19 protein-coding genes, 1 tRNA gene and 8 pseudogenes are annotated in these 25,608 nt (G+C 60.3%); 18 read left to right on the top strand and 10 right to left on the bottom strand.

What is annotated here, in order from left to right:
• Positions 1-316 precede the first annotated feature (316 nt).
• The 4 genes and pseudogenes from LPU83_RS75360 to ligD all read left to right on the top strand — a co-directional run bounded on the left by LPU83_RS75360 (position 317) and on the right by ligD (position 4,373).
• A pseudogene (locus LPU83_RS75360) lies at positions 317-675 on the top strand (hypothetical protein).
• 113 nt (positions 676-788) lie between these two features.
• Complete coding sequence (locus LPU83_RS52260; RefSeq protein ID WP_263622950.1) at positions 789-1,019, top strand: hypothetical protein; 231 nt, start codon at positions 789-791, stop codon at positions 1,017-1,019.
• Between the two features lie 10 nt (positions 1,020-1,029).
• A complete protein-coding gene (gene ku, locus LPU83_RS52255) occupies positions 1,030-1,857 on the top strand; it encodes a non-homologous end joining protein Ku (protein ID WP_024317543.1) in 828 nt (275 codons plus the stop codon).
• Between the two features lie 2 nt (positions 1,858-1,859).
• Positions 1,860-4,373 carry a DNA ligase D gene (ligD, locus tag LPU83_RS52250; protein ID WP_024317542.1) on the top strand — a complete coding sequence of 838 codons (2,514 nt, stop codon included), beginning with the start codon at positions 1,860-1,862 and terminating at the stop codon, positions 4,371-4,373.
• A 21-nt stretch (positions 4,374-4,394) separates the two neighbouring features.
• Here the strand turns inward: ligD and ku (LPU83_RS52245) are convergent, their stop codons facing one another.
• Complete coding sequence (gene ku, locus LPU83_RS52245; protein ID WP_024317541.1) at positions 4,395-5,204, bottom strand: non-homologous end joining protein Ku; 810 nt, start codon at positions 5,202-5,204, stop codon at positions 4,395-4,397.
• A gap of 464 nt (positions 5,205-5,668) precedes the next feature.
• Between ku (LPU83_RS52245) and LPU83_RS52240 the strand changes: the two genes are divergently transcribed.
• The gene (locus LPU83_RS52240; RefSeq protein WP_157997357.1) at positions 5,669-5,821 is read left to right on the top strand and encodes a hypothetical protein; all 153 of its coding nucleotides are present in this window, start codon (positions 5,669-5,671) and stop codon (positions 5,819-5,821) included.
• Positions 5,822-5,856: 35 nt separating this feature from the next.
• Here the strand turns inward: LPU83_RS52240 and LPU83_RS74175 are convergent.
• A pseudogene (locus LPU83_RS74175) lies at positions 5,857-6,203 on the bottom strand (hypothetical protein).
• A gap of 393 nt (positions 6,204-6,596) precedes the next feature.
• On the opposite strand from LPU83_RS74175, the gene LPU83_RS52230 reads away from it, so the two are divergent.
• The 7 genes and pseudogenes from LPU83_RS52230 (at position 6,597) to LPU83_RS52200 (ending at position 16,901) form a co-directional block, all read left to right on the top strand.
• Positions 6,597-7,787 (top strand): efflux RND transporter periplasmic adaptor subunit, encoded by a 1,191-nt coding sequence (locus LPU83_RS52230; RefSeq protein WP_024317540.1) that lies wholly within the window; start codon positions 6,597-6,599, stop codon positions 7,785-7,787.
• A 34-nt stretch (positions 7,788-7,821) separates the two neighbouring features.
• Positions 7,822-10,974 carry an efflux RND transporter permease subunit gene (locus tag LPU83_RS52225; RefSeq protein WP_024317539.1) on the top strand — a complete coding sequence of 1,051 codons (3,153 nt, stop codon included), beginning with the start codon at positions 7,822-7,824 and terminating at the stop codon, positions 10,972-10,974.
• 309 nt (positions 10,975-11,283) lie between these two features.
• A pseudogene (locus LPU83_RS52220) lies at positions 11,284-11,748 on the top strand (hypothetical protein); the annotation flags it as partial.
• Positions 11,749-12,708: 960 nt separating this feature from the next.
• Positions 12,709-13,620 (top strand): DUF3991 and toprim domain-containing protein, encoded by a 912-nt coding sequence (locus tag LPU83_RS52215; RefSeq protein ID WP_024317537.1) that lies wholly within the window; start codon positions 12,709-12,711, stop codon positions 13,618-13,620.
• Positions 13,621-14,139: 519 nt separating this feature from the next.
• Entirely contained in the window at positions 14,140-14,802 is a 663-nt protein-coding gene (locus tag LPU83_RS52210) for a hypothetical protein (RefSeq protein ID WP_225039686.1), read from the top strand.
• 219 nt (positions 14,803-15,021) lie between these two features.
• Positions 15,022-15,938 (top strand): annotated as a pseudogene (locus LPU83_RS52205) (ArdC family protein).
• A 651-nt stretch (positions 15,939-16,589) separates the two neighbouring features.
• On the top strand, positions 16,590-16,901 hold the full coding sequence (locus LPU83_RS52200) for a DUF736 domain-containing protein (RefSeq protein WP_037069871.1): 312 nt from the start codon (positions 16,590-16,592) through the stop codon (positions 16,899-16,901).
• Between the two features lie 45 nt (positions 16,902-16,946).
• Here the strand turns inward: LPU83_RS52200 and LPU83_RS52195 are convergent.
• From LPU83_RS52195 to LPU83_RS52180, 4 genes and pseudogenes are all read right to left on the bottom strand, one after another.
• Positions 16,947-17,220 (bottom strand): annotated as a pseudogene (locus LPU83_RS52195) (HU family DNA-binding protein).
• 104 nt (positions 17,221-17,324) lie between these two features.
• Positions 17,325-17,565, bottom strand: a pseudogene (locus LPU83_RS52190) (WGR domain-containing protein).
• A 111-nt stretch (positions 17,566-17,676) separates the two neighbouring features.
• Complete coding sequence (locus tag LPU83_RS52185; RefSeq protein ID WP_037069868.1) at positions 17,677-17,904, bottom strand: hypothetical protein; 228 nt, start codon at positions 17,902-17,904, stop codon at positions 17,677-17,679.
• Positions 17,901-18,512, bottom strand: a complete 612-nt coding sequence (locus LPU83_RS52180; protein ID WP_231052278.1) for a ParA family protein — start codon at positions 18,510-18,512, stop codon at positions 17,901-17,903. Before LPU83_RS52180 ends, LPU83_RS52185 begins: the two co-directional genes overlap by 4 nt.
• Positions 18,513-18,973: 461 nt before the next feature.
• On the opposite strand from LPU83_RS52180, the gene LPU83_RS52175 reads away from it, so the two are divergent.
• From LPU83_RS52175 to LPU83_RS75840, 3 genes and pseudogenes are all read left to right on the top strand, one after another.
• On the top strand, positions 18,974-19,447 hold the full coding sequence (locus LPU83_RS52175) for a plasmid mobilization protein (RefSeq protein WP_331000945.1): 474 nt from the start codon (positions 18,974-18,976) through the stop codon (positions 19,445-19,447).
• Positions 19,447-19,812 (top strand): hypothetical protein, encoded by a 366-nt coding sequence (locus tag LPU83_RS52170; protein WP_024313681.1) that lies wholly within the window; start codon positions 19,447-19,449, stop codon positions 19,810-19,812. Before LPU83_RS52175 ends, LPU83_RS52170 begins: the two co-directional genes overlap by 1 nt.
• Positions 19,787-20,119: pseudogene (locus LPU83_RS75840) on the top strand (tyrosine-type recombinase/integrase); the annotation flags it as partial. The gene LPU83_RS52170 and the pseudogene LPU83_RS75840, both read left to right, overlap by 26 nt.
• Positions 20,120-20,326: 207 nt before the next feature.
• Here the strand turns inward: LPU83_RS75840 and LPU83_RS52160 are convergent.
• A tRNA-Ile gene (locus tag LPU83_RS52160) sits at positions 20,327-20,402 on the bottom strand.
• Between the two features lie 155 nt (positions 20,403-20,557).
• On the opposite strand from LPU83_RS52160, the gene LPU83_RS52155 reads away from it, so the two are divergent.
• Positions 20,558-21,301, top strand: a complete 744-nt coding sequence (locus tag LPU83_RS52155; RefSeq protein WP_024313679.1) for an SIMPL domain-containing protein — start codon at positions 20,558-20,560, stop codon at positions 21,299-21,301.
• Positions 21,302-21,551: 250 nt separating this feature from the next.
• Positions 21,552-21,935, top strand: coding sequence for a BRA0787 family protein (locus LPU83_RS52150; RefSeq protein ID WP_024313678.1), 384 nt, complete (start codon positions 21,552-21,554; stop codon positions 21,933-21,935).
• Between the two features lie 53 nt (positions 21,936-21,988).
• On the opposite strand, the pseudogene LPU83_RS52145 reads toward LPU83_RS52150, so the two are convergent.
• Positions 21,989-22,093 (bottom strand): annotated as a pseudogene (locus LPU83_RS52145) (GntR family transcriptional regulator); the annotation flags it as partial.
• 205 nt (positions 22,094-22,298) lie between these two features.
• Here LPU83_RS52145 and LPU83_RS52140 point away from each other — a divergent pair.
• Complete coding sequence (locus tag LPU83_RS52140; RefSeq protein WP_024313677.1) at positions 22,299-22,790, top strand: heme-degrading domain-containing protein; 492 nt, start codon at positions 22,299-22,301, stop codon at positions 22,788-22,790.
• 122 nt (positions 22,791-22,912) lie between these two features.
• Here LPU83_RS52140 and LPU83_RS52135 read toward each other — a convergent pair whose 3' ends face one another.
• Both LPU83_RS52135 and LPU83_RS52130 read right to left on the bottom strand, forming a co-directional pair.
• A complete protein-coding gene (locus tag LPU83_RS52135) occupies positions 22,913-24,166 on the bottom strand; it encodes a D-arabinono-1,4-lactone oxidase (protein WP_024313676.1) in 1,254 nt (417 codons plus the stop codon).
• Positions 24,167-24,332: 166 nt separating this feature from the next.
• Positions 24,333-25,589, bottom strand: a complete 1,257-nt coding sequence (locus LPU83_RS52130; RefSeq protein ID WP_024313675.1) for an AGE family epimerase/isomerase — start codon at positions 25,587-25,589, stop codon at positions 24,333-24,335.
• Positions 25,590-25,608: the final 19 nt, after the last annotated feature.

The raw sequence follows: 25,608 nt of genomic DNA, 5'->3' as shown, positions 1-25,608 counted from the left end.
AATCTGGAAAGATGGTTTCCGCAAACAGCGGATTTCGGTCCGTGGTTGATTGAGCGCACGGCGCCAAAGCTGCATATTGGCGATGGTTGCTGACGCATGTCGACCAACCTCCCGGTCGATGACGCAACTGTTCCCTCTGGAGGTCCTTGACCTCATACTCCCAGCCACCGTGCAAGCGGTGGCTATTTTTTTGCGCGCTGGATACCGCGCCGCTGGTCGCAACTCGCAACATCCGGTTGTGGCTTGCGCCTCTCAAGAAGAAGAAAAGCTGAAGCAGAACGTCATGCAGGTCGTCGGCACGTAGGTCATTCCCGAAATGGGCGGCAAGCCGGGCTTCACGATCGAATTCGTAGGCGTTGGCGGCGAGGTGGTTTCCGTCCTGTTGTGCAACGAGCCAAGGCGGTCATGCTGGAGATGGCTGCCGCCAATGGGGCGAAGTCAACTCTGATCGACTGACGGCGGCCGAGCCCTCGTGCGGCAGCCGATCGCAGCGCCATAGAAGAACAGCTCGACGAGGGACTGGAAGGCACTTTTCCAGCGAGCGATCCGGTTTCAGCAACCGGCTCCACGATCTCGAGGGGGGCCGGCAAAACATTGAGAGGGCAAGGAGGAGATCGTTTCTTTCTGCTCGGCTGCGGTTCTAGGGTTGCCATTGAAAGCAAAAAAGAGTGCTGAAGCCGCGCAGTCCCGGAACTTTTTTGCCTCCAATCTGTTGAATCCTCTCGTTGCAAATGCGGGCGGGTGATCACGTGCCTCACATCCGAAAGATCGATCGCAAGAGCGGGCAGATGGATGCCCGAGACCGGCTGATTGTTGCGCTCTACGCGCAGCTCAAGGCCGAACGCCAGACCCGTGAGACCCTTGAATGGGTGATCCGCAACGGAGGACTATCGAAGGATGTGCTCGAAGCCATCGCTGCCGACCCGGTTCCGGTGGTGACGAGCGACGACGTCGCATCCGTTGAGAAGATCATAGCCTTGGACGAAAGGCGCCGGCGTAAACTGCAAAACGACAACTGAGGGGAATGTCATGGCAGCTCGGGCAAGCTGGAAAGGCCATCTGAAGGTCGGAGACCTCGTATGCGGCGTGGGATTATACACTGCCGTCTCCACCTCGGACCGCATCTCATTCAACATCATCAACCGCAAGACCGGCCATCGCGTGGAGCGCCAGTTCGTTGACAGCGAGAACGGCAAGCCGGTTGAACGGGATGACCAGGTCAAGGGATATCAGTTGGACAACGGCGAATACATTGTCATCGAGGGCGACGAGATCGCCGGTGTCATGCCGCAGAGCGACAAAGTCCTGAACGTGCAGAACTTCGTACCCTACAATGAAATCAACAAGCTCTATTTCGATCGGCCCTACTATCTCGCGCCGGCGGGCGAAGATGACGAGGAGGCGCTCGGGCTGATCGCTCGCGCCATGCACGATCAAAAGGTTGCGGCGATCGCAGAGGCCGTGCTGTTCCGCCGTAACCGCACGGTTCTGATCCGGCCGCAGGACGACTATGTCGTCGCGACGACGTTGAGCTTCGACTACGAGGTCCGCAAGCCGGATACGGTCTTCAAGGACATTCCGGAGATGAAGTTCGACAACGAAATGCTCGAACTGGCCGGCCATATCATCGGCACGAAAAAGGGCGCCTTCAATCCGCAGGAATATGACGATCGCTACGAGACGGCGCTTTCGGAGCTGGTGAAGGCGAAAATCGACGGCAGGGAGCTGCCGAGAGCGAAGCCAAAGCCGCAGGGCAAGGTCATCGATCTCATGGACGCCCTGCGCCAGAGCGCCAAGCTGAGTGCTAAACCACCGGGAAGCAAACGCGCCGCTAGCGGGCAGCCGAAGGCGAGCTGACCATGGCTCTGGAGGCCTATCAGGCAAAGCGCAATTTCAAGGTGACGCCGGAGCCGCGAGGAAGCCGGCGTGGCACCAAGTCTGCCGCGCCTGCAGCGCTCAGCTTCGTCATTCAGAAACACGATGCGACGAGACTTCACTATGACTTCCGGCTTGAGCTCGATGGCGCGCTGAAGAGCTGGGCCATCACACGCGGGCCAAGCCTCAATCCCGATGAAAAGCGGCTTGCCGTTCACGTCGAAGATCACCCGCTGGACTATGGCGACTTCGAAGGCACCATCCCGAAGGGGCAATATGGTGGCGGCACGGTGCTTGTTTGGGATCGGGGAACATGGACGCCGAATGGCGATCCGCATAAGGGCTACAAGAAGGGCCATCTGGAGTTCGACCTCGACGGTGAGAAACTCAGCGGCCGCTGGCATCTGGTTCGGATGCACGGCAAACCGGCCGAGAGACAGGAGAACTGGCTGCTCATCAAGGCCGAGGACGAGGAAGCGCGCCACAAGGGCGACATTCTCAAACAGCGGCCGGAATCGGTCAAGAGCGGCCGCAAGATCGAAGAGATTGCCAAGCACCCTGACGCCACCTGGAACTCCCGCCCCAAGGGCACGTCAAAGCCGACCTCCGCCAAGCCTGCAGCGACCCCGGCCAAGCCGAAACGCCATGAGTGGCCGAAGGGAGCCGAAAAGGCCGCGATGCCTGCCTTTGTCAAGCCCGAGCTTGCCAAGCTCAAGGCCAAACCGCCGTCGGGCGAAGGGTGGATCCACGAAATCAAATTTGACGGATACCGGCTGCAGATACGGCTTGAGAATGGCAGGGCGACCCTGCTCACGCGCAGCGGCCTCGATTGGACCGAGAAGTTCGGCCAAGAGATTGTCGATGCTTTCGCAGCACTGCCGGCCAAGTCAGCGATCCTCGATGGAGAGATCGTCGTCGAGCGGGAAAACGGCGCCTCCGACTTTTCGTCCCTCCAGAACGATCTCAGCCAAGGGCGTCACGATCGGTTTGTCTTTTACGCCTTTGATCTGCTTTATCTCGACGGATACGGCCTGCAGCAAGTCCGGCTCACCAGCCGCAAGGAGTTGCTGTTGGGTCTGCTGGCAGACGCTGACGGAAGGCTCCGCTACAGCGAGCATTTCGCCGAGAAGGGTGCCTTGGTGCTGGACCATGTCCGCCAGCTCGGTCTTGAGGGCATCATTTCGAAATTGGCGGACAGCGAATATGTGTCCGGGCGCACGGGCGAATGGGTCAAATCAAAATGCCTGCGGAGGCAGGAACTGGTCATCGGCGGCTATGTGCCGTCGACCTCGATGAAAAATGCGATAGGCTCGCTTGCCATGGGCGTCAACCGCAGCGGCAAGCTCGAGCATGTCGGCAGGGTAGGAACGGGCTTCAGCGTCAATGTCGCACAAGATCTCTATGACAAGTTGTCGGCGATGGAGCAGAGTGAGAATTCGTTTGACGATGAACTCACTGCCGAAGAGCGCCGTGGGCTGGTCTATGTCAGGCCGGAGCTCGTTGCCGAGGTGGAGTTTCAGGCCTGGTCGGCCGACGGCAACTTGCGGCATGCTGCGTTTCGTGGCTTGAGGGACGACAAGGCGCCAGAGGATGTGATGCCCGAAGCAACAAGTAAGACCGCTGAGGAACTGCCTCAGTCCAGCGTCACGCTCACCCACCCGGATCGCATCTACTGGCCGGAGGAGGGCATCACAAAACAGGGGCTGGCCAGCTACTATGCGCGGGTGTGGCGCTTCATCGAACCCTATGTCACCAAGCGGCCGCTGGCGCTGCTGCGTTGTCCTGATGGTATTGGCGGACAGCGGTTTTTTCAGAAGCATGCCTGGAAGGGCATGAATTCGAATATCGAAGAGATCACCGATCCGAAGGACAGGGGCGGCGAGAAATTGCTGCGCATCATGGACTTCGACGGGATGATTGCGCTTGTCCAGTCCGCGGTGCTGGAGATCCATCCCTGGGGTGCCACGACAGGCAGTTGGGAACGGCCCGACATGATCACGATGGATCTTGACCCGGCTGATGACGTCAGCTGGACGGATGTGATCGCCGCCGCCGATGAACTGAAGGAGCGTCTGGAGGCGGTCGGTCTCGCGGCCTTCGTCAAGACCTCCGGCGGCAAGGGGCTGCATGTCGTGACGCCGCTGAAACCGAAGGCCAGCTGGACGCAGGTCAAGGCCTTCGCCAAGGCGCTCGCCGATGGTATGTCGAAAGATCAGCCGGATAAATATCTGGCAACCGCCACGAAGGCGAAGCGGAACGGCAAGATCTTCATCGACTATCTGCGCAATGGGCGCGGCAATACGGCCGTCGCCGCCTATTCGACGCGAGCACGCCCCGGCGCTGCCGTCTCCATGCCGCTTGAGTGGAAAGAGCTGACCGAGGAAATCGGTCCGGCCTATTTCACGGTCGACAACGCTCCGGCGCGTCTCGATACCTTGCGAAGCGATCCGTGGGCGGACTTCTTTGCCGCCGCCGTCCCGCTCGAGAAGCAAAAATAACGGACCGCTGGTTGCGATGTCTCAGTGAGATTTCGGACGGCCTGTTTCCTTGGCGAGGCTTTTCTTCAGTGCGTCCATGATATTGACGACGTTGCCCGTCGGTTTCGGTGGCGGCCCCTTGGAAGATGGTGGTGTCGCTTTGACGAGGCTTTTCTGCTTTGCTCGGATCATTGCTCTCAGCCGTTTCTGGATCGGGTCCTGCACCATGGCCGGTTGCCATTCCTCGGTCCGGTCTTTCACCAGCTTCTTCATCAGGGAGAGCACGGTGTCATCCACCTTGCTGTGGCTGTCCAGTGTCGCTGCCGGCGGGCGAACCTCGTCGCCGAAATGCAGCGTCCAGAGAATGATGCCCTTGCCCTGCGGCTCAAGCAGGACTGCCCGCTCGCGCCGGTAGAGAACAAGCCGGGCGATGCCAACGACATCGTTTGCGTTCATCGATTCGCGGATCACACAGAAAGCTTCGGTGCCGACCTTGTCCTCCGGGGTAAGAAAATGTGGCTTGTCATACCAGATCCAGTCGATTGAGCCGCGCGGCACGAACGTATCGATATCGATCGTCTTCGTGCTTTCCAAGCCGACTTCGTCGAGTTCCTTGTCTTCGAGAATGACGTAGTCGTCCTCGCCGCGCGGATATCCTCGGGCTTGATCCTTGTCGGCAATCGGCTTGCGGGTGACGCTGTCGACGTAGCGGCTTTCGACGCGGTTCTTCGTCTTTCGGTTCAGAACATGAAATCGAAGCTGGTTGCTTTCCGTTGTCGCCGGCGTCAGCGATACCGCGGCGGTGACGAGTGACAGCTTGAGATAGCCCTTCCAATAGGTCTGACGTGCCATTTGCGCCCTGGCGCCCTGGCGCCATCTCCCGTGGCCGCATTCGCGGCAATGGCCCATAACGGACTGAGGTGCGGTTTGGTTCCATTGCAATCGTCGTGAAGCGTGCGAATGCAGTGAACCAGCCGCTGTCAGCGGCCGTTGAGGCCTTTCAACCAGCGTGGCACAACGATTTCCCCCTGGTCCATCCAGCGCAACAATCTGACGCTTCGGCTCGGCCGCGCACCAGCGAGCTTGGCAAGCTCGCCCATTTCGCTTTCGACACTTTTGGATGGATATAGGAGGACCGACACACAGTGCGTGTGGTGACTAGGCGTGCGGCAACCGCATCGATGATCTCGTTCATCTGGCGCCCGCGTCCACGCTGGCTTTGCTGCGGTTCGAGCGCGGCCAGCGCTATCGCAGCGATTGCGTGGCACCCGAGGTGCGGAATTGCCGCGAGCTGAAATCGGTTCCGGATGCCCGTTATGCAGGAGTTCACATCCCTGCGACTGGATGGGATGGGAGGCGCCATGGTTGTCGATATACTGGAACAGCTGCTGGCCGGGCAGTTCATGGAACATGCGCACGGCGCACGTGATGCGCCTGTCGCTGTGTCTCAAGCGCCATTCCTTTGCTGACTTGCCCTTGAAGCAGACGTGAATGCTCGAGCCTTCTATTCGATCACCACTTGCACATAGGTAGCGCCGCTCTTGGCGTAGTAGAGCGATCCGCAGCGGTAATAGTAGCCCCATAGTACGCTCCATAGACGCAGCCCGCCGACAGAGTGCTGATGTAGACGTTTGTCCTACGCACGACACGGCGGGTGGTCCGGCGGGCGACGCCCGCGTAGGAGAGCGGCGTCAGCGGGCGTCCGATCACGGCCTCGGCCGGCGTGGACGCCCTGAAGGTCAAGGTTGTCAGGTCATTGCCCCCCATGCTGACGTCAAGAGAGGCAAACGCGACTGCGAGCGCAAAGGCGAAAATCCGTACGCGTCGGCAAGATGAATTTCGACATGTCACGGCCCTCACTTTGGCAACGGTTGATGGGGTACGCGTCGAATGCTGGGTACGTTAAGGTTGCCGGCGGCATTGCCATCGCTAAGAAGGCCTAGGCGAGCCTACTCCTTTACGGCATGCCTTTGAGACACTTCGAAAACGGCTCGGCAACCTCCGCCCGATCGGACGGAAGCGCAGCTACTGCACGTTTGTTTTTCTTGCTGCCGAAATGTAACTGTAAGTTCATCTCGTTTCGCACATCTCGGCTTGTATCGGCAAATATTTATCGCGTGCGTTGCTATTGCCTTTCGCGGAAATATTGTCCCATACTACACTCCGCCTCGGTCCCTGGAGTGTTGGGATCCACTGCGAGGCACGCATGAAATCCGAAGCTCGTGCATTCATCGAGGCAGGGAAATGCGTGGTAGATCGTATCGAGGGCTGCAGTTTATCGGGATTTTGGCAGTGGTCGCCGGCTTATCGGCGTGCGACGACGGGGGCAATGCGTATGTGCCGCCGCCGCCGCCCAAGGTCAATGTCGCGCAACCCCTGCAACAGCCGGTAGTTGAATACTTCGAGCTGACAGGCAATACGGATGCTATCAGCGCCGTCGATATCGAAGCGCGCGTCCAGGGCTTTCTTGAGTCGGTCGACTACAAGGATGGCACTGCAGTGAAGAAGGGCGACAAGCTCTTCAGCATCCAGCGGGACACCTACAAGGCGCAGGTCGATCAAGCTCAGGCGCAGTTGGCCTCGCAGCAGGCGTCGCAGGTCGGGGCGAAGCAGGAATACGACCGGCAACTCAATCTCAACAAGCAGCAGGTAACGACGCAGACGGCTGTCGACAGCGCCAAGGCGACGCTCGATGAGGCAAACGCCTCCATTCTGAACGCGCAGGCCAGCCTCGATCTTGCAAACATCAATCTCGGATATACCGAGGTCGTGGCGCCCTTCGATGGCACGGTGACCGATCATCTCGTCGATGTCGGCGCTCTGGTCGGAGTGTCCGGCCCGACAAAGCTTGCCACCATCGTGCAAACCGATCCGCTGTACGTTTATTTCAACGTCAGCGAAGCGCAGGTGCTGAGGATCAAGCAGAGCCTCGCAAAGGCAGGACGCAAGCTGACACAAGTCGATCTCCCAACCATACCGGTGGAAATCGGGCTGGGGGACGAAGAGGGATATCCGCACAAGGGCCATCTCGACTATGTCGCTCCGCAGATCGATGCCTCGACGGGCACGCTTTCGGTTCGGGGTATCATCGACAACAAGGACCACGCCCTCCTTCCGGGCCTTTTCGTTCGGGTTCGTGTTCCGGTGGCCCATCAGGACAAGGCGCTTCTCGTTCGCGATGATGCGATCGGCACCAACCAGCAGGGGAACTATGTGCTGGTGCTGGGCAAGGACGACGTGATCGAACAGCGACCGGTCAAGATCGGCCAGCGCGATGGCTCGATGCGGGTCATCGAGCAGGGTATCGACGTTGGCGACTGGGTTGTCATGGCCGGCATCCAGCGGGCCGTGCCCGACATGACGGTCACGCCAGAGAAAATCACGATAGACGCCGCCGCGGCAACAGGCGATCCCAGCGGATCGAAGGTCCCATGAGACGGCACCGGACCCGATCCAGGAGGCGAACAAGATGATTTCGCGCTTCTTTATCGAGCGGCCGGTGCTCTCAAATGTCCTTGCTCTGGTGTTCGTCCTGATCGGTGCCGTCGCGCTCTTCCAGTTGCCGGTTGCGCAATATCCGAACGTGGTTCCGCCCACCGTGCAGGTGACGACGCGCTATCCGGGCGCGAGCGCCAAGACCCTGGTGGACACCGTTGCACTGCCAATCGAATTGCAGGTCAACGGCGTCGAAAACATGCTCTACATGCAGTCGACCAGCGCCAGCGACGGCACCTATTCGTTGACCGTCACCTTCGCGATCGGCACGGACCCCGACCAGGCGCAGGTCCTCGTGCAGAACCGTGTCGCCATTGCCATGCCCTCACTGCCGCAGGCGGTGCAGGTGCAAGGCGTGACGACGCAGAAGAAGTCGACATCGATCCTCGGTTTCGTCAGCCTCACCTCGCCGGATAGCCGCTACGACAGCCTCTTTCTGTCAAATTATGCCGTCATCAACCTGCAGAATGAACTCGCCCGGCTTCCAGGCGTCGGCAATGTCTCCGTCTTCGGCGCGGGCCAGTACGCAATGCGTATCTGGATGGACCCGGATCTCCTGCAAGCCCGGGGACTGACGCCGCAGGACGTCGTCAACACCATTCAGCAACAGAGCCAGGAGGTCACGGCAGGGCAGGTGGGATTGCCGCCAGTGCCAAGCGGCCAGGATTTTCAGTACACGTTGAATATCAGCGGACGTCTCAACGAAGTCGCCGACTTCGAAGACATCATCGTCAAGGTCGATTCCGACAGTGGCGGCCGGATAACGCGCGTGCGCGACATTGGCCGTGTCGAGCTTGGCGCTCAAACCTATAGCCAATCATTCCTGCAGAACCGGCGCCCCGCCACCGGCATCGGCATTTTCCAGTTGCCGGAAGCAAATGCCATCGCGGTTGCCGAATCCGTCAGGGCGAAGATGACGGAGCTTTCAAAGAGCTTTCCGCCTGGCCTCGAATACAACATGCCGTTCGATACGACGAAATTCGTGAAGGCGTCGATTCGCGAAGTCTACGTGACGCTGATCGAGGCCGGCGTTCTGGTGCTGATCGTGATCCTGCTCTTCCTGCAGGATTGGCGGGCCATGCTCGTGCCGGCGACGACCGTTCCGGTGACGATCATCGGTGCCTTTGCGGCGATGGCAGCCCTTGGGTTCACCGTCAACCTGTCGACATTGTTTGCGATCGTCCTTGCGATCGGCATCGTCGTCGATGACGCGATCGTCATCGTCGAGGGCGTGTCACGTCACGTCGAGGAGGGGATGCCCGGCAGGCAAGCGGCAGAGAGGGCGATGGACGAGCTTCTCGGCCCGGTCATCGGTATTACGCTGGTTCTCATGGCCGTCTTCATTCCGGCTGCCTTCCTGCCTGGGTTGACGGGGCAGCTGTACCGACAATTTGCGCTCGTCATTGCCGCGACCGCTTTGATCAGCGCGATCAACGCGATCACGTTGAAACCGACGCAATGCGCCCTTTGGCTGCGGCCACCCGTTGCGCCCGAGAAGCGCAACATTTTCTATCGCGGCTTCAACCGTATCTATGACGCCGCGGAGAACGGCTACTCCCGGCTTGTTGGCGGCCTTGTGCGCAAGAGTGCCATCGCAGTCCTCGTGGGTTTGGCGCTGATTGGTGTTGCCTTCTGGGGGCTCGCCCGGCTTCCGACCGCCTTCCTTCCCATCGAGGATCAAGGCTACGTGCTGATCAGCGCGCAACTGCCGGATGGTGCGTCGAAGGAACGCACCGATGCCGTGATGCTGCGGGTCAGCGAGATCGCCGAGGCGACGCCGGGCGTCGACCAGGTTCTGACGATCAGCGGCATTTCGATCATCGACAACAATGCAAGCCTGCCGAACGCCGGTGTCGCCTATGTCGTTCTCAAGGACTGGGATGTGCGGGGAAAGGAACAAGGCCAGGATCTGCTGTCGATATACCAGCATCTGAATGGCGCACTGGAGAGTATCATGCAGGCCAAGACGCTGGTCGTGGTCCCACCTGCGATCCAGGGCATCGGCAATGCCAGCGGCTTCACCATGCAGGTGCTGCTCAAGGACGGTAGCTTCGATTTTCCGCTGCTGCAGGCGCTGGCCGATACGATCGTCGAACACGGGAATTCGCAATCCTCGCTGCAGCGGCTGCAGACGTCGTTCCGCGCGGATGCTCCCCAGCTTGAGGTCTCGGTCGATCGCATCAAGGCCGAGACGCTTGGCGTCACGGTCGGGCAGGTGTTCTCCGCCCTCTCGGGCTACGTCGGATCGAGCTACGTTACCCAATTCAACAAGTTCGGCCGTACCTTTCAGGTCTATGTGCAAGCGGCTCCAAATTTCCGGGTGCGGCCGGATGATATCCGCAACCTGAAGGTCAAGGCCGGCGATGGCACCATGGTGCCGCTTGGTACTGTGATCGATGTCACGAGCGTGCCGGGGCCGTCGCTGATCAGCCTCTACAATCTCTATCCTACCGCCACGATCGTCGGGGGTCCCGCCACCGGCTTCAGTTCGGGGCAGGCGCTCGATGTCATGGAGCAGATTGCCGATCAGACGCTGCCGCCAGGCGCCGACTTCGAGTGGACGGCGCTGTCCTATCAGGAGAGGGCGGTCGGCGGGCAGATCTACTACGTCTTTGGCCTTGCCATTCTGCTTGTCTATTTCGTTTTGGCCGGACAGTACGAAAGCTGGATATTGCCGTTCGCCGTCATTCTCGCCGTTCCTCTCGCTCTGCTCGGGACGGTCGGCGCACTGACGGCGCTCGGCGTTGCCAACAATCTCTACACCCAGATCGGCCTCATTCTGCTCATCGCGCTCTCCTCGAAGAACGCCATCCTGATCGTTGAATATGCACGTGAAAAACGCATGCAGGGCATGGAAATCGCCGCTGCCGCCGTGCTTGCCGCGCGGCTGCGTTTCCGGCCGATCCTGATGACGTCGTTTGCCTTCATCCTTGGCGTGGTGCCGCTGGTGCTGGCGACAGGTGCCGGCGCCAACGCGCGCCGATCGATCGGCATTTCCGTCTTCAGCGGCATGATTGCATCGACGTGCCTGGCGGTTTTGCTGGTGCCGTCCTTCTACGTGATCCTGCAGCACTTCGAGGAATACCGGAAGCGCCGCGCGGTGGCGGTGCCTGACGCACAGACGTAGGTATGCGGCGTCAAGGACCAACATCGACACGCCGCTGACCAGAACTGACGCCGCATTGAGAATTGCTATTCCCGGCGAAGAACGAACGGGCCGCCGCGCTCGACCTTCGGCCCGTGGATAAGCAATGGAGCGCCCTCGCAGGAAGAGGGCTAAAGCCGCCCTCACGATGCCGACATCGTCGACACTGTGATTTCCGCAAGGAGAGGAACTATGGAAAATTTCTCGTCGTCGTCACTGGAAATCGCATACGCGAAACGCGGCATGTGGAGAATGAGACTTGGCCTGTCCGTGCTGGGCGTCGTCTTGTTAGCGGGCGCCACCTTGGCGCAGCAACCGACCGACGCGCAGCGCAACGCAATCAAGTCCGCCTGCCGCAGCGATTTCATATCCAATTGCTCCGGCGTCACGCCGGGAGGCAAGGAGGCGCTTGCCTGCCTGCAGCAGCACGAAGCGTCGCTCTCGTCGGGTTGCAAGCAGGCAATCAGCGCGCTCGGCGGAGGTAGCAAGGCCACCGCGCCGAAATCGTCTTCCGATGCGTCGACGGCGCCGGCGACGCCGGATACCGGCACCCCCAAGGCCGCAGCGCCGGCCGCCGCCGCACCTCAGCTTTCACCGCGAGAGGAAATGGTCATTGCCCGCGAGGCCTGCGGGCCGGACTTCCGGTCTTACTGCCGTGCCGTTCCGCTCGGCGGCGGACGCGGCATCGCCTGCCTCAGGGAAAACATGCAGCGTTTGTCGCCAGGCTGCCAGAAGGTCCTAGCGCACGGGCTCTAGTTCCTCCTGCGTTTCCGCTTCATCCGGCACTCCTGTGACGAGCGGTTGTGCCGGAAATACCGCTAGACTCGCAAAATGGCGGTGAACTCGTCAGACCTAAGTCCGACTACCCGAGCGTTCTGTGAGCGCTAAGTGACCCATGTCCTTCTGCCCCGAAGGATGAGGGAGGCTTTAGGATGTCGCGGACCAACCCTCCTGCAGCCTCCCTCCTTCCAATCGGACCTTGGTCCAACTTTCCAAGCGCGCGCACTCTGCCTAAGTTGCTCCTGTCCTTCCGCCAAAAAGGACACGCAGGGGCACCTTCGGGTCCCCTGAGAGGGCTCGAGAGGATCACCAACGGGTAGGCTGACCTCTCGGCTCTCCCCGTCTGGGGCAAGAGCTGGTCGATGCTCGCAAGCAAAGCGCGGTTGCTCGCCTTCCATCTCCCACGCGTCCCTGTGTGGTTGGTCGGCCGGCTTGTCAGGCGCCTCTGACCCTGGAGTGCGCCTGATCGCCAATCCGAGGAAATCATTCATCTGGCTTCCCCTTTCCCAATCGAGCACAAGCAGGATCCGGGTCGGAGATGTGTAGGACTTCAACTTGATCGCTGCCATCGTCTCCCCGCAAAGGCGTGCAACCGCAATCTCGTGACACGTTTAAGGAGAATTGCGCGTTTTGATGCCAACGTAACGACAGCCGATTTCGTCGCGTTGTGAGGCGGTTTTGCGCCGCCCTGCGGGCCGGGCTGTCGGAATAGCGGAAACCTGCCCGGCCTGTGTCGGGCATCCATCCCTGGCGGAAGCGGTCATCAAGGCGACCCTCGCAATGACGTCTGGCGCTTGCGGCCGGATGCACACAAGGGAGGCTTTGCCGCGCATCACGTCTCACTCATCGTCAAGTAGATAGCGCGCCCTTGCGTCCATCGGCCTTCGCGCTCTTTGGAAGTTGTCCTCAGAGAATGAAAGTGAAGGAGAACGAGCGATGGTGCGCGACGACATAGAGGCATTGCGAGAGAAGATCTCTTGCGGGGCAGTCCTTGAACGCGGCGGTTGGCGCGTGGACCTGAAGGAGAGCACGCGACGGGCAGTGAAATACAGACGCGAGGCTGAGATCATCATCGTCATCCATGACGGCAAGGGTTGGTTTGATCCGCTGTCTGATCGCAAGGGAGATATCTTCGATTTGCTTCGCCATATCGAAGGCCTGGGGTTTCAGTCGGCGCTCAAAGTAGCCTCGGACCTGATCGGGTGGCGCGTCGCCGATTCCATATGGTCGCACCCCGAGCGCAATCCAAAACCGCGATCATCTGCCGCGACGCCGGCGGCCCGCTGGGCGGCGCGAGCCATGCCTAAAGCTGGGTCGAGAATTCTCCTTTATCTCTCCAAGACACGGTGTCTCCCGCCGGCGATCCTTGCAAAGGCTGTCGCGGATGGCTGGTTGCGGTCGGGCCCGTATGGGAGCGCATGGTTTGCGCATCGAGAGGCCCGCGTGGTTGTCGGCTGGGAGGAGAGGGGCGACGGGTGGCGCGGCTTTGCCACGGGGGGCTCCAAATCGCTCTTTCGGTTTGGCAGCGAAGCGCCCACCCGTGTCTGCGTTACCGAATCTGCGATCGACGCTCTCAGTCTGGCGGCAATCGAGGGCCTGCGCCAGGACACCCTCTATGCCAGCACCGCGGGTGGTTGGTCGCCGCGCACTCAGGCTGCTGTCTCGGCGCTGTCACGGCGGGATCGAAAGCTGGTGGCCGCAACCGATCGTGACAGTCAGGGCGAGGCTTTTGCCGACGCACTGCGGGCCATCGCCGATGCCAAGGGTTGCGATTTCTATCGACTGCGGCCACGCGCGAATGATTGGAATGATGATCTCTGCGGTGTTCGTGATCAGTGGTCGTCGTAATAATCGTCGCTTGGCGCATAATGAATATAATTAAAGTCCACACTCGCGGGCCTGGTCTCCGGCGACAGCACAGCATCGTCTACCTGAAACACGACGTGCGGGACTGAAGCTGCCGCGGGGTTGCCTCCGAGATCGGCGTCGTCTGAGATGAGCTTCTGGCGAGGAACCGCGAGGCGACGATGATGTTCCCGCCGCGTTGGATGAGTGCGCACGTCGAGCGGTTCATCCGGCGCAGCCCCTCGGTTCTGCTGCGGTCTGAACCGGACGGCAGCCCGATCAAAGGCCGCGTTCCGCGCCGCGGGGCGGCAGTCTCGACGCTTGCTTCGCAAGGCGTGGCCGCGTCCACTGCAGACCGTGGACGCGGCCCGCATTGTCCGCAACCCCACCTTTCTCGCCACGCATCGTCCTGACCTTGGGCCAGGCTGCTTCGCCGGTTCGTGTCGACCGCACCCGAGGGACAGCGCCGGACAATCGGCAGCCCCGGGCTTCGCTCAACCAACCCAAACAAGGACATTCATCATGGCATCGCTCAACCGTTCCGGCCCGAAAGCCCGCCCAGCCGCCCAGCGCGCCACCACCTTCGAGATGGTCCGCCACGCCTGCCCGGACAGCGCACAGGCACAACGCATCTCCGAAAGCTTCGGCCTGGCCGTCGTGGACAGCGACGGTATCCGCGAACTTCACCATGCCCAACTGATCGAAAGTGCTGCGGCACTGAAAGACGGTCTGGCCGAAAAGGCCATGCAGATCCACATGCAGCGCATCGTCGGTTCCTTCGTTGGCTCCGCCTACGGCGCCGGCCAGTTCTACAGCCGCTCGGTCACGGAAGCGCGCGATCTCACCACCAAGCTTTCGAACGACTATCGCGACGAGGATCTCGAAGGCCCGGTCGGCTTTGGCAGCCGCGCCCAGCGCAAGCGCGAATTCGCAGCCGACATCGGCCTGCAGGCCCACGTTCTGCGTATGGCCGCAGAAGGCGCTGTCAGCGCCTACGAAGAGATCACCGGCGAGACCTGGAAGCCATATGAGCGCACAGGCGCTGCGCCTTCCGCTCATCGATCGACCAGAGGGCGGCTTCGCTGCAGATGTCCGCCTTCGACTGACCGGAAGGGGCGAAAGCCCCTTCATCTCCGAAACAAGGCCGGTGCGCGTCGCGCACCGGCCTTTCCCCATGTCGTCTGATGAGGCCTTGCCGATTACGGTTCGTCCCGTTTTGCGGTCTAGCCGGGTCCGGAGATGGACGGTCGCAACGGCAAGCCGTCCTCCACTGTCGTTTCGGCCCGCCTGTGATGATCGAATTACCAACTGGATGCCAGCGGGTGCACCGCCTCCGGCCTCGGCTTCCTCGACCGCCGTGACGAACCGCGAAGGGCGCGGTTCGCAAAGTTGAGGAACAAGACCATGAAGAAGTCAGACAAGAATATCGGCGAGCGTGCAGACATTTATGCACGCATCACCGACAAGATCGTTGCCGCGCTCGACGAGGGCGTGCGGCCGTGGGTGCAGCCATGGAGCGCGAAGCATCTGAGCGGACGCGTTTCGCGGCCCTTGCGCCATAACGGCGAGCCCTATTCGGGCATCAACGTGCTGCTGCTCTGGTCGGAGAGCATGGCACGCGGTTTTTCGTCATCGACATGGATGACGTTTCGCCAGGCAGTGGAACTTGGCGCTTGCGTCCGCAAGGGCGAGACGGGCTCGATGGTGGTTTACGCCAACCGTATCAGCAAGATCGAAACCGACGGCGAGGGGCAGGAGGTCGAACGCGATATTCCCTTCCTCAAGGCCTACACCGTCTTCAATGTCGAGCAGATCGACGGGCTTCCCGAAACCTACTCGAGTGAGGACAGTAGCGTGCGGTGTGTCGACAGGATCGGTCACGCCGACGCCTTCTTCGCAGCAACCGGTGCCGTCATCCGTCATGGCGGTGACAAGGCGTTCTATGCGCCAGGGACGGACGACATCCAGATGCCTCCGATCGAAACGTTCAGGGATGTGGAAAGCTATTATGCAACGCTGGCCCATGAAGAAATTCACTGGGTCGGTGCAACACATCGCCTCAATCGTGATCTCTCCAGATACGCGAAAGACCGGTCGGAGCGCGCACGCGAAGAGCTGATCGCCGAATTGGGTGCCGTGTTTCTCGCGGCCGATCTCGGCATCGTTCCGGAGATGGAGCCGCGCCCGGACCATGCGAGCTATCTTGCATCATGGCTCTTGGTGCTGAAGACGACAAGCGCTTCATTTTCCAGGCCGCCGCTCAGGCGCAGCGCGCCGTTGCCTACCTGCACGGTCTTCAGAATGCTGGATCCACGCCTTGACGGTTGATGATGCTGGCGTTTGTGTCGATTGTCCGGAACTGGCCTCATTGACCGAAGTGGAGCGACCTGATGAAGGAAACTGTCCCTGTCCACGCCCATCGCGTCGCGGTGGGCGAAGCCCGCTTGCCGCATCCGAACGGTGAGGTGTAGGAAGTGCATCGGTCGAAATAAAGCATCGTCTGCAGCGAGGAAGTTTCGAACGGTCCTCGCTGCCCGAAGGCTCACTGGTATTACGCATTCCTGATCCTACGCTTGCCGCAGACGGGAAAATGACACGCGCGGGTGTCGCGGCCTCGATGCTGGCGCGCCTGGATCCGCCATTCTCTATCCCTTCAATGGTTGCGCAAGGCAGGCCCACCGCGGTCTCGATGGGGCATGTCTGACCGGAGAACGCCTCACGCTGCTCGGCTCGATCGTCCTCCCGCAACGGCCGGCTCGTTTTCTTCCCCTGACGGCGACCACCCCACGTGACAGGTCACGCGGGGACCCCGGATCGCCGTCATTCCTCGCGATAGCCAAGAAAGCCTCGGCCCATGGGCCGTCCTCCACTTCGTTGCGGCCCTGCGGGTGCGCGCCGATCGTCGCCGGTCTGATCGACAGCCATCGAGACTGCGATGGGCGCGGCTCGAGCAACCGAAAAGGAATGCGACAATGGCTACCATCGGCTCCTTCACCGCCTCAACCGACGGCTTCACCGGCACCATCAAGACCCTCAATCTCAACGTCAAGGCAAAGATCGTCAGGGTCGAACGCGCCTCCGAAGGCGCCCCGGACTTCCGCGTCCTGGCCGGCAATGTCGAGTTCGGCGCAGGCTGGCAGAAGCAGGCCCGAGACACCGAGCGCGACTACATCTCGGTCAAGCTAGATGATCCGAGCTTCCCGGCTCCGATCTATGCCACGCTGACCGAAGTCCAGGGCCAGGAGGGCCTCCAGCTCATCTGGTCGCGCAACACGCGCCGGTGAGCAGAACCAGAAAGCCCCGCCGATCAAGCGGGGCTTTTCTCAATGTCACTTGTTGAGCGCATCCTTCAGCGCCTTTGCCGGCGCGAAGGTGAGCTTCTTGGCGGCGGCGACCTTGATGGTCGCGCCGGTCGCCGGATTGCGCGCTTCGCGCTCCGGCGTGTCCTTCACTTTAAATTTGCCGAAACCTGGGATCGAGGTTTCCTTGCCGGAGGTGGATGCCGCAGTGATGGCCGAACACGGCTTCCACGATCGCCTTGCCCTGTACCTTGGTCAGGCCATCGCCGGCGATCTTGTCTGCAATTTCGTTGGTTGTGGTCATGGTGAACTCCCGATTGAAGCTCCGGAATCCTTTCCACCACGCGGCTCCTCTGTCATCGGCCACGATGCCCACCGAACTGACTTCGGCGGCATTTCCACAGCTTCCTATGGGCTTATAGCCCTTCGACCTTTCCGGCGCGCGAGTTTGAGGAAGTGCGACGCCGCTGCGAGCTCATCCGAAAACACCTCCGTCTTTTCCCGACCGCTCGTCCCGATCCGGCCCCATGAACGAACAACAGCCGTTTCACCGAACAGCGTTGGCTCGTATCGACAGGGTGTGGAACCGTGCCATGTTCCTGCTTAGATCAGCGCGATGGCAATAGAGGCGATAGGGATCGAGCGACATGGACAACAGGATCGGAGATCTGGTGCTCGGCGTCCAACGACAGCTTTGAATCGGTCGCGCCGCATTGTTCACGTACTTGATAGGTCAAAATCGACGCCACTCCTCGTTTTTCTAGGGCAGGGGCGGCATGTCGCCCGCCAGACCCACGGTGTCATATCCGGTCGCGCGTCGATTATCCTGGCCAAGCTTTCGCAGAGTAGGGGCCTCGACCGACGGCGCAGATCCTTCTTCGGCGAGACCTTCGACCGATCTCGCGTTCGCACCCCCGGCATTGTGGTCGGCTTTGACGGCGTTCGATGCGATGATGAAGTCGTCAAGGTCCAGGCTCGGCTTGTTCATGCGGCAATGCCCTTGAGGTGGATCGATCGTTTGCTCTCGATTTCGTTGACGAGCGCCTGAACTTCGGCGCGGGCCTTTCGGACGCTGTCGGTCAAGTCCTGCATCTGCAATGTGCCGAGACCGTTTTGGATCGCGCGATAGATATTGCGCTCGAACAACTCCGTATCGAGAAGTGCAGTGCGATAGGCGGCTTGCTGCAAGCCGGCAACGAATGGCCGGATATAGCGATAGGCTTCGAGGTTGCGCCCCGGGATAGTCACGCGCGTTCTCACATTCAGATGCTGAATCTTGGTACCCGCTTCGTCGTTTATCTCGTTGACCATGGCGACCGCCTGTCCAGCCGCCTCGATCTCCTTGATCGCCGGCTGAATAGGAGAGATGACCAGTTCCGAGGCGCGAATGATGCTCGTCTGAAGTGAGCTGTCGACGCCAGGTGCATCGATCACGATGAGGTCGAAGGACGTTGCAAACCGCTCGATGGCCGTCTCGAGCGTTCGTGATGTCGATGCGGTCGTGACTTCGATGTTGTCGGGCACATTTTGCTTGTTTTGGCACAGTCGCCACCATCCCGACAGGTTCTGCCTGCTATCGGCGTCGATCAGAAGCACACGCTCGTTTCTAAGCGCATACTCCCCCGCCGCCAGGGTGACGAGCGTGGTCTGCCCGCGCCACCCTTATTGCTCACCGCGGCATAGATCCGGCTCATCTTGATCGACCCTTTGACAGCTGACGTGCTCAGTGTCTCTGTGAATATAACTCTATTAGTATAGCAATCGTCAACCAAAATGCTGGCGATCAAACACATTCTATGGGCGATGGCCCCTAGAGTGGGGATCACATGCCAATGGCACACGATGTGATCACTCGATGTGTCTGTGTCGAACTAAAGTATTTAAATAGCGTGTGAACACTCGATGTGATTGCTCACATTGCGCACATGGCTGTTGTCCCTGCGAAGCTTCGTTCGTTCGCGGTTAGGCCCCATCAAGGCTCTCCGATGACAGCTTGAAGAACAATACTAAATACGTATAGTGATGTTTGGCAGGATACGCAAATTTGTGATACAAATTTGCTGACGATCGACGGACAAGCCGTCGATGGCGCCTGCGGCGATTGTTTCGAAGAGGATGAAATGGCGGCAAGCCAGCGCAAGGTGATCGAATCGGGAGCGGCAGACAAGCGGAAGGATCGGGTCGTGCACGCGCGTTTCAGCACCTCCGAAATCGCCGTCATTGCGCGCGTTGCCGCAGACGCCGGAATGACCATCTCGGCCTTTATGCGGTCACTGACATTGGAAGGCGCAGGGGTCCGCCCCTTCTTCACCGATGACGACCGGGCAATTCTGGATCTGCTTTTGTCGGACATGCGGGCGATTGGCGTGAACCTCAACCAGCTGGCGCGCGCCGCAAACAGCAGCGGTCACGTTGATGCCAAGGCGATCTCTGCTCAAACGGCAGATATTCAAAAGGTCGTCGCCGCCGTCATGCTCGAGCTCAGGCGTTTCGCGGCGCGCGGTGCCCAACGGCGGCGAGGAGCCGCCTGATGGAGTTCTTCTTCGGTGCGTTCGAGAATGAGTGGGAGCGGCTGAGGGCAGCGCTGCTACACGAGCGGTCGCTGGGTCGGGGCAAGACTTTGGAGGAAGAGGAGCGCCGGCGCCGCGGAGGAGCGGTCCCGACCGCATCTCTTGTCGCCGGCCGAATGCATGGTGGGACCAAACGCGGCCGCCGTTCGGCCGGATTGAGGGCCGGGGATGGATTTGGCGCCGGCGAACCTTCCATGCGGTCCCGGTTTGCATCGCTCGCGTCCGGCAGCCAACCGGCCGTGGTCAAGATGGCGTCCTTCGGTGGCGGCAGCAGGCTTGGCGCGATGATCGGCTATCCTATTGTTCACCGGCCTTCGCCGCAGTGATGCTGTCCGTCTTGGCAGGCCATATATCCAGAATGACCGCATCGTCACAAAGATCAAAAAGAGCGGCGACATCGTCCAAGTCAGCATTCCAATCCATGCCGCATTCCGGCAAACCCTGAACACCATCCCCCAAGGCCATTCGAGCCTTATCGTGACAGCGCAAGGCGCAGCCCGATCGGAGAAGGCTTTCACCAACTGGATTATTGAAGCCGGCCGGGACGCTGGCCTGCCCCCGCACCGGTCCCCCCACGGCCTACGAAAAGCAGCATGCATCCGGCTTGCACAGGCAGGTTGCTCCGCATCGGAGATCATGAGCATCACGGGGCACAAGAACCTTGCGGAGGTGGAAACCTACGTGAAGGAAGCGAACAAGAGCAAGCTTGCCGATAGCGCAACAGCGAAGACCTATGGGGCAGCATGAGGACGTTGGAGAAACAAAAATCTGCTAACAGGTACGAGCCGTTAGCAGAATTCACCCGCAAGTCCTTGAAACATAAGGAGGTGTGGAAAGGAATGGTGGGCCCGGAGGGACTCGAACCCCCAACCAAGCGGTTATGAGCCGCCGGCTCTAACCATTGAGCTACAGGCCCTGCGGCAGCGTGGCTGCCGTGTCCGGCGCAATGGTTCCCCGGAACGGGTTTCGCTCTAACGCAATTCTTCAGCGGTCACAAGGGACTGCCGCAATAGCTTCACAATCAATCGGCAAGACGACAATCGAGACTTCACAATCACGGAGTGAAACATCGTGCTGCCGAACACCAGAACAATCGCCTTCAGCCTTCTGCTTGGACTTCCGATCGCGGCTGTCACGGCGCTGCCGGCGCTGGGCGCCGATTCGCAGCCGCGCGAGGCGGTGATTTCGGTTAGCGGCGAGGGCCAATCGAGCGTGGCACCCGACATGGCGGTGCTCAACCTTTCCGTCGTGAAGCAGGCAAAGACCGCACGCGAGGCGCTCGACGAGAACAACAAGTCGATGAACGATGTGCTGGCCGCGCTCAAAAAGGCGGGTATCGCCGAGCGGGATCTCCAAACCTCGGGCTTTTCGGTGCAGCCGCAGTACAGCTACCCGCAGTCCAACGATGGTCAGCCTCAGTCGCCACAGTTGATCGCCTACCAGGTGTCCAATTCGCTGAGCGTGCGGGTCCGCGACCTGTCCAAGCTCGGCGTCATCCTCGACGAGGCCGTGACACTCGGTGTCAACCAGGGCGGCGACATTCAGTTCACCAATGACAAGCCCGAGAAGGCAATGGAAGAGGCGCGTAAGAATGCCGTCGCCAATGCGATTGCGAAGGCGAAGACGCTGGCCGTAGCCGCCGATGTCAAGCTCGGGCGTGTGATCGAGATTAGCGAGACATCGCCGCGCCCGCAGCCGGTGCCGGTCTATCGGGCCGCCATGATGAAGGAAGCGGCAGACTCAGCCGTACCGGTCCAGGGCGGTGAAACCAGCTACAACATCACCGTCAACGTGACGTTTTCGATCGCGCAGTAATCGCCCGGCGCCTCGGCTGCAGTTAATTTGATACCGAACGGCCATTGATATTCTCTGCAATATCAATGGCCTATCTATTTTTATCCGGCGACAGGAAACCGCGAGGCGGATAAAACGCTTTATCACGCATATATTACACTATAACATTGATCGTGTTATTCGGCCCGGCAGGGAACCCTGAGTTCTGCTTCCCGCGTTGCTGCCCGGCCGAAGAGGAGGAATGGCAAATAGCCCTAAAGAGGAGACAGACATGACGAATGCCTTGCCGCCGCTTCACGATGGACACGCCCCGTTCACCCTTCAGGAACTCTTCCGCGAAGCACTCTATGCCTTCGAAGAGTGGGATACGGAACTCACAGAACCAATAGTCACCTTCGAAGGACGCGTTGTTCCCATCAGCCAGGTCTTCGAAGCGATGCGTCAATGCGACGATATCGTTCCGATGAACATCGTCGGGGCCGTCACTGAACGGCTTACCAAACCCTGGGAAGGCGAGGGACCGCTTGACCAGATGAGCTTCTCGACCGCCGCTCGTGTCATGGGAGTCCTCGTTCGCAAGCGCCTGCTTGCAAACGGTATGCCTGAGATCGTCGCCGTTGCAGAACGGCCAGCCGAGCGCCACTCGGATAATTGAACTGGTGGATTGCGGTCATTCGGCCGCAATCGCGCCTCCCAAACTAGAAATTGCTATAGTTCGAAGGCTTTCTTGAGGCCGGCGCCCCTGCGTTCGCGCAGATCGAGGTCGGCCTCAATATGTGCGATGTGGTGAAGCATCAATCGGCAAGCCTCGTCCGGATGCTTCGCTCGGTCGCCTGCGTGTCGATGCCGCCGAGGTCGATGCCATTGCGCCCTCGACGGGACACCCAATCCACGATCCGCGATCGCTTCGAGCGCTCCCACCGAGATTTAGGGGCGCGGCTATCACCACGATTCTGCTTTACTTTTACGCTCCGCTTGCATTTGTTCAGAAAAAGGCATTGCAGGAGAGGAAGCAGACATGACCACGCCAGACGATGACCTCGCGCGGATCGCAGAACAGGAAAGGGCGTTGAGTTTCGACACCTTTGATCTCACGACGGCGTGGCAGCTCGGCAAGCTTCTGCAGGAGCTCGGAACCGAACGCGGCCTCGGTATTGCCATCGACATCACTTTGCATTCGATGCCTGTCTTCTACGCTGCACTCCCCGGCGTCACCCCCGACAATGTGCAGTGGGTGCGGCGCAAGCGCAATCTGGTGCTGCGCTACTTCAGGAGCAGCTACGCGATCGGCCTCGATCTCAAGCAGAGAGGCAAGACGGTTGCCGACAACGGCCTCGCGGATGCCGATTATGCGCCACACGGCGGCAGCTTCCCGATCAATGTAAAGGGCACTGGCTGCATTGGCGCGGTCACCGTGTCCGGCCTGCCGCAACGTGAGGACCACAATCTCGCCGTCGAGGCGCTGGCGCTGATGCTGGCGAAGGACCTCGACGCGCTGCGCTTGGCATAAATCCGTCCTACCTGGCGTGTTTGTGACACGCCAGGTCTATGTTGCAAGCGATCTTTCTGGACGGCGGTACGGCTGCAATTCGAGCGGGTCGAGGTAGAGGCAACGTCGTCGGCGACAGGCGCCTAGTTTTCGCTCGTACCAAATATGACGTCTTCCAACCACGGGTTAGAAAACGTCCGTTGGGGATCCATCCTGTCTCGAAGCTGGGCAAACTCAGGGAGCCTTTCGTATTTTGCCCGGATATGGCGCCCGGTGAAGACCTTGCCCCAGTGTGGCAGGGCCGTGAACCGCGATAGTTTCTGCTCAATATGCTCCACAGCCGCGTTCACTGCCTCCTGATCCCGAATCCAGGTAAAGTGGATCGATAGGGTGTCGCGGTGATACTGAGGACTGAGCCACAACTCATCTGCTGCGACTGTCCGGAATTCCGCTGCTTGCACCAGATGCGCAAACTTCTCACGGATTGACAGCAGGGCTTCGATCGCCGTCGCCCCATACTCCTTGGAAACGTGGAATTCGGACTGTATCTCCTCGCCACTGCTGGGTGTGAAGCCCATCTTGAAGTGCGGGAGCCTGTCGGACCATCGCCCGTACTGCCCCAACTGCTCAGTGCAATTTTGCGAATCCAATCCGCTTATGGGATGCCTGTTGACCGTCGCGCGCGTTGCGCCATGGATGGCGGCAGGCCATTCATCGGCTGATGCGGTTCTCTTGACCCAAATTGATCCCGCGTGTTGACGCCATTGCGTGAACACACTTACGCTGTAGCCCGCAGCCATGATCTCATCGAGGTTGGCCAACAGCTTGTCCCAGGCCAATCCTTCGTAGACGGACTGTGCGACCTGAAACTCCGGCTGAACGTCAAGCGTCACGCGCGTAATGACGCCAAGGGCGCCCAGATGCACCACCAGTGCCAAGAAATCGGCATGGCCGCGTGCCACTTTTATAAGGCGGCCGTCGCCTGAAACCATCTCGAGTCCGGAAACCGCTGTCGCCAGGTTACCGTTCCGGTTGCCTGAGCCGTGCGTTGCCGTGGCAATTGCTCCGGCAATCGAAATGTGGGGCAACGATGCCAGATTGTGAACGGCGAGATGATGCCGATGGAGGAAAAGCGCAAGCTCTCCATAGGTGCAATGACCGCCAATTGAAACCTGTGTTCCATCGCCCTCGATAATGGGGTTGATCGGAAGTTCGCTAAGCGACAGGCCAACTTCGCCATCGGCGATTGCATTGAATGAGTGGCCTGACCCCACGGTTTTTATCTTTGGCGATCGCGCCACGATCTCGCAAACCGCCTCCACAGAAGTCGGGTAGAGGCAATCTCGAAAGCCATAGTGAAAGCTTGCCGCCCAATTTGTCGTTGGAACTCGCGTCATAAACCAAAACCTCGCCCTGATTTGTTTTTCTATCGCACGGCCATTCCGACGACGTCTTGTCGTTTGCGCGGGTACGCCGCGTCGTGTCCTCCGCTCGAGTTACGGTGCCGCCGCGATATCGCTTGAAATGATGGCCGAGCACCATTGGGGTGGCGCTCGCTCCCGATCAGGTCTTGCCGCCGGCTTCCGGGATAACCTTGGTCAGGCTGCCGGTTGCCGGGAAGAGGGGGATCAGGCAGGCCTGGAGGGCATGGTAGATATCGCCCTTGCCGGGGAAGATGGTGTGGGCGGGAGCCAGGTCTTCGGTGAGTTCCTCGTGCCAACCGCCGTTCCTGTGGTCGATGAAGCAGCGCTCGATGACGTTCCAGATCTTGCGGTAGCTTTCCTCGTGGAAGTCGCTCGGCAGGTGCTCGTTGAGGAAGTGTGCCGCGCCAGCACCTTCGCAAGCCGGCCACCAGAGCTTTTCGCGCTTGGCGGGCGCATCTTGCCAGTCGAGCGTGTAGAAGAAGCCGCCCTTGTCCGCATCCCAGCCGAGCAGCATCGATTGAGCGAAGAGAGCTTTGGCTGCCTCCGGCATCCAGTCGTGCTTCTTGCCGCCGAGCGCCCAGAGCTGCAGCACGAGGCGCGCCCATTCCAGCCAATGGCCGGGTGTGGTGCCTGAGGGGCGGAACATCTCGTTGCCGCGATAGTCCTTGTCGAGAACCCATTCGGACGTGAAGTGCTCGGCCACGCGCCAATCCACCGAACCGGCAGCGCGGCGGATAACGAGATCGGCAATGCTTTCGGCCTTGTCGAGATAGGCCTTGTCGCCTGTCGCTTCGAAGGCCGCCATCAGCGCTTCGGTCAGGTGCATGTTGGAGTTCTGGCCGCGATAGGTGCCCCCGTCGATCGGCGACCAGTCGGCGTTGAATTCCTCGGCGATCGCGCCGTGGCGTGCTTCCCAGAACCGGGTGTTCAAGACCTCGGTCACATCGGCGATCATGCCGTCGGCAAGCGGGTGTCCGATCGCCTTCGCCGAGGAACCGGCAAGCAGCACGAAGGCATGGCCGTAGCCTTGCTTGGTAGAATCGACCGGGCCATCGCTGTTGAGCGACCAGAAGTAGCCGCCGTTCTTGCTATCGCGGTGATGCTTCCAGATATACTGCATGCCGTGATCGACGATGTCGGCAGCACCGGGGCGGCCAAGCAAAGCGCCAATGGCAAAGCAGTGAACGGCGCGGGCTGCAATGTGGATCGGACGGACCTGGCCAGCGGCATCGAGCGGCTTGCCGCTATCGTCGAGATCGAAAAAACCGCCCTCGGGATTGACAGAATTGTGCTGGAAGAAACCGAAAAGGCCGTTTGCCTGTGCGAGAAGCCAATTGCGGTGGTAGGCGCGGGTGGTCCAGTTTCCGAGCGTGGCCTCGCCGATTGCAAATGCCATGATACTCCTCCGATTTCGT

It is taken from the genome of Rhizobium favelukesii, from assembly GCF_000577275.2.
Lineage (GTDB): Bacteria > Pseudomonadota > Alphaproteobacteria > Rhizobiales > Rhizobiaceae > Rhizobium > Rhizobium favelukesii.
Note: the sequence above shows the minus strand (reverse complement) of the source record. Positions and strands in the feature narration are given on the sequence as shown.

Bases quoted from the DNA above. Each gene is read 5' to 3' on its own strand.
- LPU83_RS52130 (WP_024313675.1), bottom strand. From the start codon at position 25,589: ATGGCATTTGCAATCGGCGAGGCCACGCTCGGAAACTGGACCACCCGC.
- LPU83_RS52200 (WP_037069871.1), top strand. From the start codon at position 16,590: ATGGCTACCATCGGCTCCTTCACCGCCTCAACCGACGGCTTCACCGGC.
- LPU83_RS52140 (WP_024313677.1), top strand. From the start codon at position 22,299: ATGACCACGCCAGACGATGACCTCGCGCGGATCGCAGAACAGGAAAGG.
- ku (WP_024317543.1), top strand. From the start codon at position 1,030: ATGGCAGCTCGGGCAAGCTGGAAAGGCCATCTGAAGGTCGGAGACCTC.
- LPU83_RS52170 (WP_024313681.1), top strand. From the start codon at position 19,447: ATGGAGTTCTTCTTCGGTGCGTTCGAGAATGAGTGGGAGCGGCTGAGG.
- ku (WP_024317541.1), bottom strand. From the start codon at position 5,204: ATGGCACGTCAGACCTATTGGAAGGGCTATCTCAAGCTGTCACTCGTC.
- LPU83_RS52185 (WP_037069868.1), bottom strand. From the start codon at position 17,904: ATGAACAAGCCGAGCCTGGACCTTGACGACTTCATCATCGCATCGAAC.
- LPU83_RS52215 (WP_024317537.1), top strand. From the start codon at position 12,709: ATGGTGCGCGACGACATAGAGGCATTGCGAGAGAAGATCTCTTGCGGG.
- LPU83_RS52135 (WP_024313676.1), bottom strand. From the start codon at position 24,166: ATGACGCGAGTTCCAACGACAAATTGGGCGGCAAGCTTTCACTATGGC.
- LPU83_RS52150 (WP_024313678.1), top strand. From the start codon at position 21,552: ATGACGAATGCCTTGCCGCCGCTTCACGATGGACACGCCCCGTTCACC.
- LPU83_RS52240 (WP_157997357.1), top strand. From the start codon at position 5,669: ATGCAGGAGTTCACATCCCTGCGACTGGATGGGATGGGAGGCGCCATG.
- LPU83_RS52225 (WP_024317539.1), top strand. From the start codon at position 7,822: ATGATTTCGCGCTTCTTTATCGAGCGGCCGGTGCTCTCAAATGTCCTT.
- ligD (WP_024317542.1), top strand. From the start codon at position 1,860: ATGGCTCTGGAGGCCTATCAGGCAAAGCGCAATTTCAAGGTGACGCCG.
- LPU83_RS52230 (WP_024317540.1), top strand. From the start codon at position 6,597: ATGCGTGGTAGATCGTATCGAGGGCTGCAGTTTATCGGGATTTTGGCA.
- LPU83_RS52210 (WP_225039686.1), top strand. From the start codon at position 14,140: ATGGCATCGCTCAACCGTTCCGGCCCGAAAGCCCGCCCAGCCGCCCAG.
- LPU83_RS52260 (WP_263622950.1), top strand. From the start codon at position 789: ATGGATGCCCGAGACCGGCTGATTGTTGCGCTCTACGCGCAGCTCAAG.